Raw genomic sequence first — 15541 nt, forward strand, 5'->3', positions numbered from 1 at the left:
CCAGTTTATCCTTGCGCCATACTAACAACGGCAGTACGAACATTCCGAACTTCTTCTTGAGCCGAAGTGATTTGAGTCATATTGTTTTTAAATTCTTGATTCAGCGAATCTAGGTCCACTTGAATTGTATCGCAATAAGCTGTCATAGTTGCATTCATTGTTTGTAAGTCTGTATACGTAACCTCAAGTGTTAAAGAGTCAGCCAAATTTTGACCCGTAATTTTCATGACACCACTACTTTCATCTAAATCTTCTCTTATAATGCGATCAATCTCTACCAAATAGTTCCGTGCATCATTGCTATCACCTAGAGGCGTATCCTTATCATTATCATTAGGGTCTGTATGGGGAATATTATCTTTCATGACTAGCCCCCATAATCGATTAATTTCAGCGATGGCTTTTGATTTTTTTTGAACTAATTCAGCGGTTTCTTCAGCTTTCAGTTTTTGTTTTTCAATATGATCAACCAGTAGTTGCTCTACTAAAGATAATGGATCTCTTACCCTTTGTAAGAGTGCCCTGCCAACTGGTAAATGGTTACGGACAATAATTGCTTCAGCTTTCTGAATTTTGTCTTCATTTGAACAAGGGAAAGTATTGCTACCATTATCCCCTTGTATTCGCATTACATCTGTCATTAGCGACTCCTATTAAGGTTGAATTAAATACTCTCTCGTATGTTGGCCATCACGAAACACAACTTTATCACGAGTAATTTTATCTATGATTCCAAAGTTGGGTACAGAACTTCCTTGCCAGTATTTTTTTTGTTGATCGTATATATAAGATTCTGATTTTGTTGAGTAAAAAACAGAAAAATTAAACTTATCAGGTGGAATAACTTCTACCTTATCCGCCGTTAATTTCAATGGATTCAGTACAGCATTAAGGTGATTTATTTCTAACAGTTTGGTTGCTTTTGGCAAATCAGAAACCAGCCAGGTATTGTCTGCCTTTAAAAATTGAATCCCCTGCTCTCCAAGCAGTTTCATTATTTTCAGCTCTTGTTCGTTAGTATCAATTAATATTTGATCCCGACCTTGGGCAGAGCGAATTTCAACCTTGATAGGCTTACCAGAAAGTGCAGATATGACCTCAATGTTAAACTGTGATACAGGTACGTAACTTCCTTTATCTTGAAAAAAACTGATCACTTGCCATGACTTCGGCAGTGCCTTAAAAGTCTGCTCATTTGCGATATAAAGTTTACCTTCATATATATAACCACTATCTATCAGCTCGATGACATTGCCCAATTTCGACTCAACGAGACGACCATAAAAATGAAGACTGATCGCCACCACAGCAAGGTTTATTATTAGCATAAATGCAAATAATGGCCGATATTGTCTGAGACCGAACCACTTTAATTTCGGATTTCTCTTACCTTCTTCGTAAACAAAGAAATTGAGGCCTTTAAAGCGATACACCAGATTCGGTGTTAGTTTAATACCTTTTTTAGATTTATTGGCCCCAAGCAGCAACGCTTTACCTTCATCCACGGCTATTTCCCAACGGGCAGTGGAGGGTAAATATTCAGGTAAAGGTATTTCATTACCTTGTGCGGTCTCTTTAAGTCCTGTTAGTACCAATGTTGACTTAATAGGAATGGTCACACCATTTAAGTGACCCTCTGTAAATTCAATCAACCACATTACAATAATTTCTCTTTCATAAAATGGTTCACGATATTAACCGTATCAGATAAATAGCGAGCTAACTGTTGTGGATGATCGGGTATGAGTCGGTGTCGAATATAACAGCAGCCTCTATTACCAATCTCAGTTATATAACCATCACGCGTTAAAGAAAAATCACTGTTATAAGCAGCCTGTTTCTGTACTGATATTTTTTTGTTTAAAGGAATAACGATCAATAGTTGTTCTGGAACACCAATTCGAGCTCCATCTTCAAGATAACAATCAAGACCAGAATAATGGCAAACTAACGCTTGTGTAGCACCTAACGTAATCGGTATATTGCTACTCAGCACCGAAAATTCCGATATCAACAAGGTAAACTTATTATTTATCACTTTTATTAAACCTCACTTCAATCATAAAACGTCGTTGATTTTCACGCTCTTCAGGTGTAGATAAACCATTTTCAACGGTGCCACGAATCGCTATTGGGATCCCTCTTAATCCCTCTTCCACTAAGAAGTCACGAACTGATATAGCTCTTTTCTCCGCGAGGATGTAATTCTCTTGGTAAATTCCTGATGAATCGGCAACACCGTAAATAACTAATGAGCTCACAGGCTCTTTTCGTAGTGAATAAATGAGCTCATGCAATGTCTCACGACCTTGAGAAGTCAATTTAAATTCATTTAAAGGAAATAAACTGGTCAATCCCAACTGTAAACGTTCGTCACCTTTTTTATTACTGTACGACGTATCCACTCCCACTAAAGACTGCCAACTGCTGAGATCAAAAGATCGGCTCTTATTTGCAGAAACTAAATTGTCAAAATACCAATAATTCCCGTCGCAGGTATGAACTTCAGACATTCCATAAGTACTAAGATTCGCAATAAAAAACTTATGGGGTAATAGAGGCTCTGCCAATTCGATACAAGCGGTTTGGTGGGGAGAACCATTAACGTAATCGGGCTCTTGCCTTACCATAAATTTAAAGTTATCCACGTCAGCAACTTGAGTGACTAATAAATTATAAATATCCTGTTTCCACTCTAGATCTAACACTAAATTTTTATCACGTATAGGCTGGCTGCACGCCGTCAGAATAACTACAACTAACGCAAATAATGGTTTAATTTTTTTTTGCATTTTTATATCTATTTAAAGCAGAAAGAATTAAAGCAATATCTCTATAAAATGCCTTGGGAATAAAATTTTCACCTGTCGACATAGTACGAAGAAAAGCTCGTGCTAACGGTTTGTTTTCTATAATGGGGACATTCATCGCCATTAGTCGCTTACGTTCCTCTTGAGCAAGAGAATCTACATAGATTTTCAATACTACAGGTATGCGTTCAATTTTTGGGTCATAGCAAATTGGCACCAAAATATGTGTAGGATTGGCTAAAGCAAATGTCGGTACTCGCCCCTTAGTGACTGGAGATTCCATAACTTCACGCATTTTTTGTTTACGTTTATCTTTAATTTCTGGCGAACCTTCCGTTTCTTTTAGTTCGTTTCTCATCTCCGTAAAGGTCATGCGATTTTTTTGCATAAAGTGATAACGTTCGACCAAATAATCCAAACACCCTGTACAAATACCATAAACAATAAAAAGCAATGACACAGAGGAAAAATAAAACATAAAACTGTATAAAAAATAACTTGAATTATTTATTTCATTAAGTTTATAAACTCTCTCACCAATGACATCAAAAACGTATTTTAACAAAAACAATAAAAATAGTAGCTCTAATATCTTTCGTATTGATCGAGATATAGCCTCTATACCAAAAATATTTTTAAAACCATTTACCGGGTTAATTTTTTCAATTTTAAAGCCTAAATTTTCCGTGTTAATCACTGATTTGTTTACCATTACCCAATTAAGAATAACGACGGCTAACTTAAGTAAAACCAATAATACAATGGTGACTGACACAACAGAAATCATCACCCCTGCACCAACCTCTATATCTGCGTGAATCATGCTCGCTAACCATTCATTAACTTGTTCAAACAAGTAATGTAAGATCACGGTGAAAATCACCGTAAAAACGATCAACTCAAGTGTCGGCTCCACTAACTCTGTTTTAGGAAACTGCCCTCTACGCTGTAAGTCTTTTAGCTTTTTGGGGGTTGGCGGGTACTTTTTTGTCTCAGTAGTTTGCATCACTACTGCTCGGAGTAATTTGCAAAACCTGAGTACTTGCAACACAGCTTTGATCGACAATATCACTATGACAACAAACGAACAAAGTGGATACAACCTTCAAAAAAAATGACTTGATGCTGTTAATTTCGCTGTCATCAACCACCAAAACTGGCTTACAACCATGACTTTTAGTTAGCTGGATTAATTCTTTACGTAGTGCCTGTTGAATTTCAACGAGTCGGTCAATATCTTCCACCTCTCCAGCAATAAACCCAATAATCTCTTCAGTAATTTCTGGGCTTAGTAAAGCAACATGAATCTTTCCATCTTCATTGAGCATCCGTGCGGTTATTTCATAGCGCGCTTGGTTGCGGATCCTGGTCAACCAATCTTTTGGTTCACTACCAATTCGAGACCAGTAAATAAGGGACTCAAAAAAACTTATACGATCAAGACTAAATTCCGGTGAGCGGATCATTTGCTTCAATACATCATGCACGCGATTTAAGCCTATTGCGGCATCGATTTCAGTTTTCATGATCTCGCTTTGCTGAGCGAGTCCTTCAATGATGTTGTTGGTGTACTGTAAGTTAAATTTTTCTACCAAACGATTATGCAAAAAATAGGAAGCAATCTGGCTCACATTCATCGCTACGTCTTCATGGCGGACAAATATCTCATCACCCATGATTTCTATCATTGAATCAGCTTCTTGCTGCGAGAAGGTAAACATTTCAATACCAGCAACATAAACAGATAAATCAACATGCAAATTAGGGTCAATCACCATGGCTGGTTTACCAAGAGACTGCCCCCACAATCTTTCTTGTATTGCTGTTAATCGATTATGAATAACATGTCGGTACTGACTTTCACGTAAAACGAATTTAAGTGAACTGTATAAACCGTCGCCGATAGGCTCAAACTGTGTTACCGCCACCGGACTACGACCCGATTGCCACAACACCATTGCAAGAATTGCACACAATACCGATAGTGGAAGACACACGTATAGCAGTGATGAATTTAGAAGGCCAATGATTAAAATCAACACACTGATAACCAATAAGCTTTTCCAGAATATGCCTATCTGCGACATTAGCTGGTTAACAAATGAACTCGAATGATCTTCAGAACCTTTAATGCGTGTCAAATAAACCCCACAAGCCATTGATAGCAATAAGCTCGGAATTTGCGACACCAAACCATCACCGATGGTCAGTACAGAAAAACGACTAACACTGTCACTAAGCGAAAGTTCGAATTGATTGATACCAACGTAGATACCACCAAATAAGTTAACCAAACTGATAAGAATACCCGCTATCGCATCTCCCTTTACAAACTTCATTGCCCCATCTAACGAACCGAATAGCTTGTTTTCCGTACTCAAATCGGCACGCAATTTTTGCGCTTGCTCTCCCGTAATAAGTCCAGCTTTTAAGTCACCATCAATGGTCATTTGGCGGCCGGGTAGAGCATCTAAAGAAAAGCGAGCACCAACTTCAGCAACCCGCTCTCCCCCTTTTGTTACCACTAAAAATTGAACAATAGTAATAATGACAAATATCAGCAAACCGGAAATAAGGTTTCCGCCCATGACGAATTCACCAACAGTTTCTATTACCTGTCCAACATCTTCGTTGGCGATAATATTTCTTGTTGTTGCAATGGAAAGCAGTAAACGAAACGTTGTCAGTAACAATACCATCGTCGGCAGAAACGTGACTTTAAGCGGTTGATCGTTCTCTAACATAATCACTAACAGCAAAGCTGAACTGATAAAGCTGATTAAGATAAAGCTATCAATCACCCCACCAGGCAGACTAACAAGAATGATAGTCGGCAGTAGAAATGCGATAATCACACTGCTCGGGTTGAATAATAAATTAGCATTACGTAACCGAACGATCATAATTGCCCCAAACTCATTCGTAACTCGTTCACAATGTTCTGGGTATCAATACTAATTATGCTTTCTTCACTTTCTATCGTTAATGAAACACCGTTTTCGTGGTAATTTTTAGTCACATTTAATGCTTGAAGCTGATCATCCATTTCATTGTGTAAGACTTCAGTTAGGTGAGCGACTAATGTTTCACTCCGCTTCAGTGAAGAAAAACATCTCTCGACCACCATAGCAATTGACCGTTTGAGATCCTGCTTTATCTCTTCAAGCATCTCTTGTTGCTGTTCCAGCTGACGAGCAAGTTCATGTTCAGCACACTTGAACCATTCATTTTGTTGAGACTGCCAATCTTGAGTTACTTCCTGGTATACATTCGTCAGATATTCGTTAAGCCCTTGAGCTTTATCTTCTAACATTCTAATAACTTGTTGCTCTAAAATACCTTGGTACTCATTCACTCTTTCTTCTAATGCATGGAGCAAAATCCGTGATTCAGAATAGAGAGCCAACTCAGATTTTTTGATGAGGTTAGAGTAACGAGTTTTCTTAAAAGCGACTTGTGGTATATCTCGCTGTGATGCATCTAATTCAATATACAAGGGACACCTCTATTATAAACCCAAACAATAATGTAATAGAGGTAACACTATTAACTCAAAAGAGAAATAAAGACTAAATATGATAAAATATGATTTAGTCTTTATTTGATTTTCCTTGTTACTAAAGCCTTAGGCTTCTGGTGGCAAGATGACAAATGATCCGGGATGAGCATTACTAGCAGCAATGGCACCATTTCCCCTATGAATGATATTCAGCTTAGGCTTGATGCCCTTTTTTGACAGAGATATCCTCTTTTCTTCTATAAGCTCTTTTATGCCTTTGACATTATGAAAAATACCTTGTGTATGATTCGTTACACCCTCAGTGGTTAACACCGTATTTGGGGTATTCACCGTCCAATGTCTGACCTTCTGGTCTTTAGAGGCTACCCATGGTGGTGTCCTACTCACCTCATACTTTTCTGGTATTTGAGGAGGATTATCTGTACTTGGGGATGACCCATTCTCTTCCAGTGAACGACGCCACATTGCATCACGAGCACTTGTGGAACCTTGAGTTGCGAAAACTCGAGGAGTTTCTTTCAGTTCTCTCCAGCCATTTTTATCTCGAATCCAACCGCTAGAGGCACCAGGCAGTGCTACTTGAGATTGGGCACTTTGATTACTCAAAAGTGAATGTGTAGACGAGGTTACTGGCTCAGATATACCAGCTGCACTCACTGAGTTTTGTGGACTCAAACGAGAATCTCTCGTCGATAACTCACTATCTTCCACTGATGAACGACGCCACATTGCATCACGAGCACTTGTGGAACCTTGAGTTGCGAAAACTCGCGGAGTTTCTTTCAGTTCTCTCCAGCCATTTTTATCTCGAATCCAACCTCCAGAAGCATCAGGCTGAGCTGCTTGAGGGATTCGCGTTTGAGATGCAGCACTAGGAGCATCGTGAGGCAGATATTCATTGGGAACACTAATTATTGCGGTACTAATATCACTGGTGGGGTCATTCACCTGAACTTTAATGACTGAACTTCCGTTGGCTCTATGATTAGCAACCAGTTTATTCACCGTATCTTTGTCGCTACCCTTTTTTTCTAATACCTCTCTTAATTCTTCTTCAGTCAGCTCTTTTGTTTCTACTTTAACGCCTGCCGCACCTGATGTTTGAATGATTTTATCAAGAGAAGGAAAGTCTGTTTGAGTACTTTCCGATACTGTAGTGCCTTCTCTATGTGCATCGCTGCTATAATTAATAACTATAGAGGTACTGGAACTGTTTCCGGAATTGTTTACGGAATTATCTATAACGCGAGAAGAGTTACCTGTATATTTGCGGTGACGCAGAGGTTCATGAGTACTTGATGCAGCAGCTTCTTCGTTTTCTTCGTTCGCTGGAATAGGAGCTGGAGCTGGTACATCCGATCCGACCGGAGCTGGAGCTGGAGCCGAAGTTGATTCGTCTTCATTTTTTGGCTCTTCTTTTTTCGGTCCATTATTTCCAATAGGAATTTCTGAACCACCGTACACAGCCAACGCAGACGCGTTACCAAATAATACAATAAACGCTGTCGGCAGTAGACTTAAACCACCAGTAAATGGAGCCAAAATAGCCCCTAATGTTGTCGCACCAATGACCGATGCAAGTTGAATTTTTGCTTTAGTTTTATTGGAGACTTTATTTGACCTTCTATGGTTTTTGTGGGTTCCGCCAGTTCTATTTGGTTTTTCTTTAGCACTATGAACGTCCTTCCTTACTTGGCTGTCGCTGCTGTTACTTTCCAATAAACTCTCACCAGGACAAGTGCTATCTGGTAATCCTGATGCAGAAACTAGAGGCATTGGCGGGGGCGTAGGACCAAGTATAGAGTCATGTGCTTGTAAAGCTGGTTCACCACTGCTTGGTTGCGTAGTACTAGAAGAAGAAACTACCGGTTGTACTGTCATCTTAGAACCTCATTATTTCAAATAACTGGAGTGTCAAACAACGCAATTCCTCTGACTGATAAAGTTGCTCCTCAATCGCCAAAGTTAGGTACCCATCCACACGAATAAATTGACCACCAGTAATAATTTCTATTGTTGCAAGTTGTTTAATCACCTCTTCAATATTAATAACATGCACCAATTGAAAAAAAGGTAAAGTAGGTAAAAGTAGGTGATCTGGACATAATGACAAAATTCGTTGTTCATTATGTTCAAGATTCAATAAGAACTGTTCTACTTCATCTGTTTTTAGCGGCATAATGTAATGAGCTTTATCATACTTTCTTAAAAATTCACTTAAATACATAATTTTTTTATTACATCAAATTTAAGTATGCCCAAACAACTTTAAGTTACAGGTAGACGGCAAATTAGTTTATCCCCATGCGCATAGATAAACTATGTTATTGGGGTGAACAAACGTAGCCAACACCGCTGCGACTCTAAGTAGGAAGAGGATAATATCGTTTATTTACGATAGACCAAAACCACATCATCTTCGCAAAGTGTCGATAATTCATGACTATATAAATAAGCTTCAAATGGAGAATGAACCGTGACTAACTTAAGATCCTTAGATAGTCTATTTTTCTCAGAAAAGAGATAGTTTTGTTCTAATTCTAAGCTTATAACCTCAACCAACACCTTCACTTGCCATTCACCTAAATTTAAATAAGCAGACACTAATGTAGGTAGTTTTCGACTTAGTTCCCAAGGCACAGAATGAATATAATGCACGCCATAATTAGCGCAATGCCTAGTGACTATATGAGCTACATAGTCAGCATCAAGGTATTTTATATCCACACCTAGAAAACGCCGAATCTCGCTCTCCGAGACATAAAAATAAGCCTCAATGCCTATATTGTCGAGTTTGAGAAAAACAAGATCTTCTTTATATTCTGATGAGTTAAATAATTGTCTGAAATGAATCTGAAAATCATCATTATCAAAGCGATAGCCTGCCACAGAATGTAATATTTTAAACTCATCGGTAGAAATACAGTTACGCGGTAAAAAAGAAATCATCAGTTATTCCATCACTTATTTATCGATTTTTAGATAACAACGCTAAAACATCACAGCTCATTTTGAAATCTATTTCGTCAATCCATTCCTGTATGCCTTTAGGAGTATTGATGACAAATTCATACAGTATCTGGTAGGCTTCTTTTGACGCCATAGTCGCAAAATCCCCTTCCTGAATCAGGGTTAGGATGAATGTAATATTGTTAAATTGACTCTCTAAAATACCGTCTACCAATACTGATTTCAGAGTTTGGTCTGAGTAGTCACTCCATGTTGCAAACCATTCAATTACCGCTTGCTTATCAATAAATACTTCACTTTCAGCCACCGAACTCCAGCTTAAACGCTGACATTTACTTTTGAAAATTTGGTAAGGGTCAAATTCTTTTCCTTGCAAATGGCAATGAGTAATAAGAGAAGAGTTTCGTTTCATTTGCGACTTTCCTTCCGGCTTAAACCGTCATAGCGACGACACAAAACCAATATTGATAATAGTCCCTCTAGGTAGTGTTCATAAGCCACTAACTGCTGCACAATCTGGCTATTGGCATCTTCCATAGGTGCATCCAAATCATCTAACAATGATAAGGAATCCTTTATTTTCCGCCTTAGAAAAGCAGGATAAAGGTGCTGACAGTGATTTGCGGCTTGTAAAATCCACAATTGTGCATCATTCAGTGAATTAATATCCAACTTATCCGCAAAACCAAACCAATCACGCATTGCTTTAAGTTGATAGCTGTTCAACTGCTTAACAAACTGCTTTTGTTGCTGAAAGGTCATAGGCTTTCGCCTTACTCTAAACAATCTCGGATGTTTTTTAGAGCGCTTTTCAGTCTGTTTTACATCACGAACTCGCTTGGGCTGGTTTTCCTCTCGTACATTTTTCGTCGCAGTTAAATCAGAGACACGCTCGGTTCGTAATGGGGTTGTTGAAAAAGACACTGAACGCATAAAAATTAAACAGAGCGGTCGATACCGCTCTTCTCCCTAATAATTAGCGGTTAGTTGCTAGACTTGCTTTTTCTAGATCATTTAGAAGCTCATTCAACTTGGCAAGCACTGTAGCAAAATGTTGAAAAACCTGATCCTTTAGTGCATCTAACTTTTCTTTATGCTTGATTGTTGCTTGACCTTCCTCCTGAGTCTGAACCTCGTTGGCATGATATACTTCCATCCCATCTCGCGACACGCTATTAGCCGTATTAGCCGCTTGTGATACCGCTGTATATTTACCATTACGCATCTGCAGAAGACTAGCAGTGTGTTGGTTAATTTGCGCCGGAGTAAGCTCACTCACTTTGCCACCATTGGCGACGTGCCTATCTTGCAGACTTTTGCCTGAGGCTGTCTTAGCCGCAGAAAATGAGCTGATAGCCATAGTGAGGGCTCCTGACGCAACCTGAATAGCGAATTTAACTTGCGAGTCATGGCATTTATCTGCGGCAAGAATTCGCGCAATATCTGTTGTTACCTTCGCAGCTTGAATTCGTGATTGAGCTATTTCAGCATGGAGTGCATAAGACGACTGAAAAATTTCCGCTAATAACGTCAGTAAATCGTTCATTGAAATGCCACGCTTTTCTGATTTTATTAACTTTTCATTACAGTCTTGTAATAACTTAATATTAATATTGTCTTGTGCAGATGGTGCTGATTCCATTGCAATTAATGCAGATGGCTGAGATAAAGAATTTGTTATTACCATTGTGTCACCTTTATTAATTACATATGAATGGACATAATATCGCGATTAAAATCTCGCTTATCATTGTTGACTTTTGCGAGCGACTCAAAAGCGTGATTAATAGCACGTAGCGCTTGATCTAACATAAGTAGAATTTGTTCGATTCGTGTTTCGAGTTCTTCTTGATTCGCTTCCGCTATTTCCAAGTCTCTTGTAATAGCGGCTGATTTAAGCGAATAGCCAGTAGTAACAATAGAAGTGATCTCTGAAGAAACTGAGCTTGCTTGACCAATTCGAGCTGCAACTAACTGCCCACCTTTAGCGAACTCTTGAATTTTATCGAGTAGCGGCTGAATCATTTTCATCATTTTATGGACAACACTTTGAACTTTGGTCGAGATGCTCACAAATGATTTAATCGAATTGACCATATCTGCCGCTTTATCCGCTAATTGCGCTGCTTTTGCTGCAGCGCTCGCCGCAGTCTTGCCTACTGCCGCAGCAAAGTTACCTGGGTTAAAACTTAACACCATACCAATCAAACCAATCGCTAGCTCTAGCCCCATATTTACCCACATACGAGTATCTTCAGGGACACCGGCAGCTATCATGATTTTATCGGCTATTTTCGGCACAACAATGCTGGCAATCATAACGCCTATCATGATTCCAGCCATAACAGGGTTAAATGGAGCCATTACAATAGCGGCAACAAACCCCAATGCCATGCCAATTTTTCCCCAGATACTTTTCTTTTTTTGCGCTTTCTGTTGCTTTTCCAACTGTTCTAATCGGTCATTAAGCATGTTGACTTGTGATTGCTTTTGTAGCTCGATCAACGACTTTTTAGTGTCAGAGTTTTCTACCCCTGTTCCCGAAACGGCATTTGCCACTTTTTTCATTTCATCTTGCACCATTCGCCACAACATACTCAGCGAAATAGAACTGCTTGGTAATGGTTGATTCGGAACTTCCCTTTGTGAACGTGCTGCTTCGACTTGTTGAGCATTTCTGTTCTCTTCTTCCACCTCATTGTTGTAGGTGGCGGCAGAGATATTAATCATGAATGGGTTCATGTTTTCTCCTTACTTTTTATTATTTGCCAAGAATAAATATGCTGAGTAAGCACACCTGTATCTCGTAGATACGAGTGGTACGTTCTTGGTTATGTCATACCCTTGAACTAAATATTTCCGGCCACCGATAACTGCTCATCACGTACAACTTGTAACCAATATTTTAATGTTTGTTGGATCATTTTTACTTGGTCACCAATACGGTTGATCTCTTTTATCTCTTCATCGGTAAGAGGCCTCTGCGGGAGATTTTCCGACAACGTGTTGAAATAATTGTTTGTCACTCCCTCTGATGAATGATAATTCATACCAAAGCCTTGATTTGGGTCATTACCAATATGTATATTCCAACCATCAACCTCCTGATTGATATAATCAACAATATTATTGATTGACGGATGTAACCGATTAATTAATTGATTAATATCCTGAAGATCACCAGAAATGATCAGCTGATATTCTTCTACAGTTAATTCATCCCCACTGAGTAAGCTAGATAAAATAACCATTCTCATTAGTGGTGATAAATCCTGTCCTGCTTGCCAATCATTTTGCCAATCGGTAATCGTGCCCCAATTATTTGCAAACTGATCTTGCAATGCTTGAGGGCAATTGTATTGTTGACTGAGTGCATCAAGGATCTGCTTCGCCAAACTCCCATCTGGCGCTTGGTTTTGAATAGTATCGAAAAGAGCTGATACTAAAGTAGCAAACCGGTCTCCGTCATATCCTTCATGAACACCATGGGAACCTGAGCCTGTCGCTTCTAGAAAATGTTGAATATCTTCCATTTGCTGAGACGTTAGATTGTAATCCTCAGGATGCATAATCACATCCATAAGAGCAAGTTGGAATGCATCTTCAAGCTCAGTTCCATCGACGGATCCGTCACCAAAGATACTTTCAAACATTTGTTTCATCGCATCTGTAAATCCAATGAGCCCGCCAGCGGTGCTTTCGCTTATAGCAAGTAATTGTTGCGAGTAAGCTTCCATACTCTCTGCTAGCATATATGCAACAAGAGCTTCTGAACCAATATTAGCCGCCATCTTTAATGCAATCTCTTTCTGGTGCAAAGTTACGCTAGCTAACGTTTGAATATTATTCTGTTGCATAAAATTTAGCTCGCCATCGACAATATCGATATCACGATCTAATTTTTCGAATAAAGCACGGTTATCAATCTCTGACTTACTTGAGTTATTATCCTCATTCTTAAATAAGAAGGAACGATTAACTATAGAAGATAGATTAGCAGTCATTTTTTGTCCTCAAAGCTCAAGACAGATAAGGTTTGAGTTGTTGTTGCAAATACTCATAGCGATTTTTATAGAATTCATTTAATACATCCTTTTTTACAACAAGTAGTATCGCACTAGCTTGTATGTACTCTTTCAATTTGTAGTGGCAGAGAGCAATGTTAACAGCCGTTTCATCAAAATCGTTACTTGGATAAGTCTTAACGATATTCAGATATTCTAAAGCGCGACTAAATTTCCCCTGCTCTAAACAAATTGCCGCTAAACAACCAGGACCTCGGTGATCATATGGATTTAATGCGCTGTATGATGAAAATATCACTTCAGCTTCTTTAAATTGAAATTTATTATAGAATTCAACGCCCATATCAAACATGGATTTTAATTGATTAATTGTTATATTTCCAGAATTCTTAATACGTGATATTTCTTTTTCAATAGAATGGATATTAAGTAGATCAAAAAAATTATCGTTTTCTAAATCAGATTCAACAATGGGACCCTTCATACTAATTCAACCTCTACGTTGTACTATACCCAAACAACTTCAAGTAGGAATGGTATGCAAATTTTTTGAAATTATATGCTTAACAAAAAATTGTAACCTTTCCGGACTTTTAACCTTTAGTTCTATATCTGGCATGCTTTTCTTTAGACGAAGTGAACACAGAACAGCTTGACGACGATTAACTACCGAAAGTAACCCCAACCCTAGCTCATCAATTTCAGCATCCAATGGAATATCAATATCATATAGACCAAAAATATCCGATAGTAGAGACAATTCTTGTGTCAATGCATCACGATAAGTTAACCAAGACGTATCAGTGATATTTTTTTTGCTTTCTTGATATTTTACAATGGTTCCCATTATACGGATCATTGTACGTAACTTACTTCTCTTGAATGATAAGCAATGTTCTAGCTCTTCATCGTCAAGAGAAGTTAGAACTTGAAATTGTTCTTGGTTTATTTCAAGTTTCGCTAAACCATAATGCAAAATTTTTTGATGATAATATTTATACTTTTTCATATAAAGTACTTTGAACAAAATAACTAATCGTTAATGTGTCACTTTCATTCACAACCCCTTTTAGAAATTTCTCAATATTATTTTTGTTTTCTTCCTCTATATTTAAAAGGCTAATAATCAATACTGATACACGTTTATTTTTCTCACCTGTAACAATAACATTAGCCCTAAGTACATTTGGGATAATACTAATTTTATTATAAATCTCTCGACTTTCAAGCAAATTACTTTTCACCGTCTCTAATTTACTTAAACTGGCAAACTTTGACTCCAACAAATCATTAAGATCCTGTGTTTGGAAATAAAAATTAAAACCTATAAGTAACTCTCGAGCTTGTAATTCATGATCTTTAGCAACTGCAATGAAAAATTGTTCCTTCTGACTGTTTAACTTTGATGGAATACCATACTTAGCTAGTAAAACTACAACCTTATTAGCGATATCAGCAGAATCAAAATCTGCAATTATTTTATCATTTTCGCTACCACATCCAGACAAAAGTAACATAATAATTAACATTACTTTTTTCATTACTGAGCCTTCATAACTTCGTTGATTGCACTAGCAGATTTTGAAGCTATTTTCGTAACCGTTTCTTGGTATAAACTGTAGTGAAAAACCGCTTGCTGCAAAGCCAAGGTATCTTGGACTCTCATTGCCTGGCCACTAGTATTGATATGATTAATGGTCTCTAAAATTTCTTGGAAACCTTCACCAACATTGTTAAATGTATCTTCTAAAACAGATGGCTTTACAGCCTGAATACCTTGAATAGCAAATAAATCCATTATCTTAAACACTATCTATATGAATGATTATTAAAACCTAAAAGAGTCATGATTCATGACTCTTTTGAATAGGTATATACCCAAACAACTTGAAGTTGCAGGTAGGCGACAAGTGAGTTCACCCCACACATGAGCATAGATAAGCTCTGTGATTGGGGTGAGCAAACGTAGCCAACACCGCTGCGACTTCATGTAGGAAGGGGGCACACTTGCAGTTCATCGTTTTTCAAACGATGGAAGCCCTGCTCAATATGTAAAAAATGTTAGACTTAACTTTTTATTGAGAGCAAATTACACTTTAGTGAGTTAAAATAAATTTTTCACCAGATATTTTTTGAAAAATTATTACTGATTTCTAGTGATTAAATAATTCACTACATCAAATTAATGAACAGAAAAAAACCAACTTGGATTAATG

The 15541-nt window shown here is 38.0% G+C and carries 19 protein-coding genes; all 19 read right to left on the reverse strand.

Features of this window, described 5'->3' with window-relative positions; translation table 11 throughout:
* Positions 1 to 5: 5 nt before the first annotated feature.
* Positions 6 to 641, reverse strand: a complete 636-nt coding sequence (locus HGG78_RS16870) for a hypothetical protein (protein ID WP_254068244.1) — start codon at positions 639 to 641, stop codon at positions 6 to 8.
* A gap of 12 nt (positions 642 to 653) precedes the next feature.
* A complete protein-coding gene (locus HGG78_RS16875; protein ID WP_172533588.1) occupies positions 654 to 1658 on the reverse strand; it encodes a hypothetical protein in 1005 nt (334 codons plus the stop codon).
* Positions 1658 to 1996 (reverse strand): hypothetical protein, encoded by a 339-nt coding sequence (locus tag HGG78_RS16880; protein ID WP_338326151.1) that lies wholly within the window; start codon positions 1994 to 1996, stop codon positions 1658 to 1660. The genes HGG78_RS16875 and HGG78_RS16880 overlap by 1 nt, the downstream gene beginning before the upstream one ends.
* A gap of 31 nt (positions 1997 to 2027) precedes the next feature.
* The gene (locus HGG78_RS16885) at positions 2028 to 2792 is read right to left on the reverse strand and encodes an OmpA family protein (RefSeq protein ID WP_053309019.1); all 765 of its coding nucleotides are present in this window, start codon (positions 2790 to 2792) and stop codon (positions 2028 to 2030) included.
* Positions 2776 to 3816 (reverse strand): EscU/YscU/HrcU family type III secretion system export apparatus switch protein, encoded by a 1041-nt coding sequence (locus HGG78_RS16890; protein ID WP_053309018.1) that lies wholly within the window; start codon positions 3814 to 3816, stop codon positions 2776 to 2778. The genes HGG78_RS16885 and HGG78_RS16890 overlap by 17 nt, the downstream gene beginning before the upstream one ends.
* Positions 3803 to 5713 (reverse strand): FHIPEP family type III secretion protein, encoded by a 1911-nt coding sequence (locus HGG78_RS16895; protein WP_172533589.1) that lies wholly within the window; start codon positions 5711 to 5713, stop codon positions 3803 to 3805. Before HGG78_RS16895 ends, HGG78_RS16890 begins: the two co-directional genes overlap by 14 nt.
* Entirely contained in the window at positions 5710 to 6306 is a 597-nt protein-coding gene (locus HGG78_RS16900; protein WP_172533590.1) for a hypothetical protein, read from the reverse strand. The genes HGG78_RS16895 and HGG78_RS16900 overlap by 4 nt, the downstream gene beginning before the upstream one ends.
* Before the next feature lie 129 nt (positions 6307 to 6435).
* Positions 6436 to 8211, reverse strand: coding sequence for a hypothetical protein (locus HGG78_RS16905; protein WP_172533591.1), 1776 nt, complete (start codon positions 8209 to 8211; stop codon positions 6436 to 6438).
* A gap of 1 nt (position 8212) precedes the next feature.
* Positions 8213 to 8557, reverse strand: coding sequence for a hypothetical protein (locus HGG78_RS16910; protein ID WP_241772828.1), 345 nt, complete (start codon positions 8555 to 8557; stop codon positions 8213 to 8215).
* A gap of 161 nt (positions 8558 to 8718) precedes the next feature.
* The gene (locus HGG78_RS16915; RefSeq protein ID WP_172533592.1) at positions 8719 to 9279 is read right to left on the reverse strand and encodes a hypothetical protein; all 561 of its coding nucleotides are present in this window, start codon (positions 9277 to 9279) and stop codon (positions 8719 to 8721) included.
* A gap of 19 nt (positions 9280 to 9298) precedes the next feature.
* Positions 9299 to 9712, reverse strand: a complete 414-nt coding sequence (locus HGG78_RS16920) for a hypothetical protein (RefSeq protein WP_053309013.1) — start codon at positions 9710 to 9712, stop codon at positions 9299 to 9301.
* Positions 9709 to 10233 carry a hypothetical protein gene (locus HGG78_RS16925; protein WP_053309012.1) on the reverse strand — a complete coding sequence of 175 codons (525 nt, stop codon included), beginning with the start codon at positions 10231 to 10233 and terminating at the stop codon, positions 9709 to 9711. The genes HGG78_RS16920 and HGG78_RS16925 overlap by 4 nt, the downstream gene beginning before the upstream one ends.
* Before the next feature lie 43 nt (positions 10234 to 10276).
* Positions 10277 to 10987, reverse strand: coding sequence for a hypothetical protein (locus HGG78_RS16930; RefSeq protein WP_053309011.1), 711 nt, complete (start codon positions 10985 to 10987; stop codon positions 10277 to 10279).
* A 17-nt stretch (positions 10988 to 11004) separates the two neighbouring features.
* On the reverse strand, positions 11005 to 12042 hold the full coding sequence (locus HGG78_RS16935; RefSeq protein ID WP_172533593.1) for a type III secretion system translocon subunit SctE: 1038 nt from the start codon (positions 12040 to 12042) through the stop codon (positions 11005 to 11007).
* 107 nt (positions 12043 to 12149) lie between these two features.
* A complete protein-coding gene (locus HGG78_RS16940) occupies positions 12150 to 13304 on the reverse strand; it encodes a hypothetical protein (RefSeq protein ID WP_172533594.1) in 1155 nt (384 codons plus the stop codon).
* A gap of 16 nt (positions 13305 to 13320) precedes the next feature.
* Positions 13321 to 13809 carry a tetratricopeptide repeat protein gene (locus HGG78_RS16945; protein ID WP_053309008.1) on the reverse strand — a complete coding sequence of 163 codons (489 nt, stop codon included), beginning with the start codon at positions 13807 to 13809 and terminating at the stop codon, positions 13321 to 13323.
* A 39-nt stretch (positions 13810 to 13848) separates the two neighbouring features.
* Entirely contained in the window at positions 13849 to 14334 is a 486-nt protein-coding gene (locus HGG78_RS16950) for a hypothetical protein (protein WP_172533595.1), read from the reverse strand.
* Positions 14321 to 14866, reverse strand: coding sequence for a type III secretion protein (locus HGG78_RS16955; RefSeq protein ID WP_053309006.1), 546 nt, complete (start codon positions 14864 to 14866; stop codon positions 14321 to 14323). The genes HGG78_RS16950 and HGG78_RS16955 overlap by 14 nt, the downstream gene beginning before the upstream one ends.
* The gene (locus tag HGG78_RS16960; RefSeq protein WP_172533596.1) at positions 14866 to 15123 is read right to left on the reverse strand and encodes an EscI/YscI/HrpB family type III secretion system inner rod protein; all 258 of its coding nucleotides are present in this window, start codon (positions 15121 to 15123) and stop codon (positions 14866 to 14868) included. Before HGG78_RS16960 ends, HGG78_RS16955 begins: the two co-directional genes overlap by 1 nt.
* Between the last annotated feature and the right edge of the window lie 418 nt (positions 15124 to 15541).

Source organism: Vibrio aestuarianus (assembly GCF_012395185.1).
Taxonomy (GTDB): Bacteria; Pseudomonadota; Gammaproteobacteria; order Enterobacterales; family Vibrionaceae; genus Vibrio; species Vibrio aestuarianus.

Coding starts and splice junctions, on each gene's coding strand:
- HGG78_RS16870 (WP_254068244.1), bottom strand. CDS start 641: ATGACAGATGTAATGCGAATACAAGGGGATAATGGTAGCAATACTTTC.
- HGG78_RS16875 (WP_172533588.1), bottom strand. CDS start 1,658: ATGTGGTTGATTGAATTTACAGAGGGTCACTTAAATGGTGTGACCATT.
- HGG78_RS16885 (WP_053309019.1), bottom strand. CDS start 2,792: ATGCAAAAAAAAATTAAACCATTATTTGCGTTAGTTGTAGTTATTCTG.
- HGG78_RS16890 (WP_053309018.1), bottom strand. CDS start 3,816: ATGCAAACTACTGAGACAAAAAAGTACCCGCCAACCCCCAAAAAGCTA.
- HGG78_RS16895 (WP_172533589.1), bottom strand. CDS start 5,713: ATGATCGTTCGGTTACGTAATGCTAATTTATTATTCAACCCGAGCAGT.
- HGG78_RS16905 (WP_172533591.1), bottom strand. CDS start 8,211: ATGACAGTACAACCGGTAGTTTCTTCTTCTAGTACTACGCAACCAAGC.
- HGG78_RS16910 (WP_241772828.1), bottom strand. CDS start 8,557: ATGTATTTAAGTGAATTTTTAAGAAAGTATGATAAAGCTCATTACATT.
- HGG78_RS16915 (WP_172533592.1), bottom strand. CDS start 9,279: ATGATTTCTTTTTTACCGCGTAACTGTATTTCTACCGATGAGTTTAAA.
- HGG78_RS16920 (WP_053309013.1), bottom strand. CDS start 9,712: ATGAAACGAAACTCTTCTCTTATTACTCATTGCCATTTGCAAGGAAAA.
- HGG78_RS16925 (WP_053309012.1), bottom strand. CDS start 10,233: ATGCGTTCAGTGTCTTTTTCAACAACCCCATTACGAACCGAGCGTGTC.
- HGG78_RS16930 (WP_053309011.1), bottom strand. CDS start 10,987: ATGGTAATAACAAATTCTTTATCTCAGCCATCTGCATTAATTGCAATG.
- HGG78_RS16935 (WP_172533593.1), bottom strand. CDS start 12,042: ATGAACCCATTCATGATTAATATCTCTGCCGCCACCTACAACAATGAG.
- HGG78_RS16940 (WP_172533594.1), bottom strand. CDS start 13,304: ATGACTGCTAATCTATCTTCTATAGTTAATCGTTCCTTCTTATTTAAG.
- HGG78_RS16945 (WP_053309008.1), bottom strand. CDS start 13,809: ATGAAGGGTCCCATTGTTGAATCTGATTTAGAAAACGATAATTTTTTT.
- HGG78_RS16950 (WP_172533595.1), bottom strand. CDS start 14,334: ATGAAAAAGTATAAATATTATCATCAAAAAATTTTGCATTATGGTTTA.
- HGG78_RS16955 (WP_053309006.1), bottom strand. CDS start 14,866: ATGAAAAAAGTAATGTTAATTATTATGTTACTTTTGTCTGGATGTGGT.
- HGG78_RS16960 (WP_172533596.1), bottom strand. CDS start 15,123: ATGGATTTATTTGCTATTCAAGGTATTCAGGCTGTAAAGCCATCTGTT.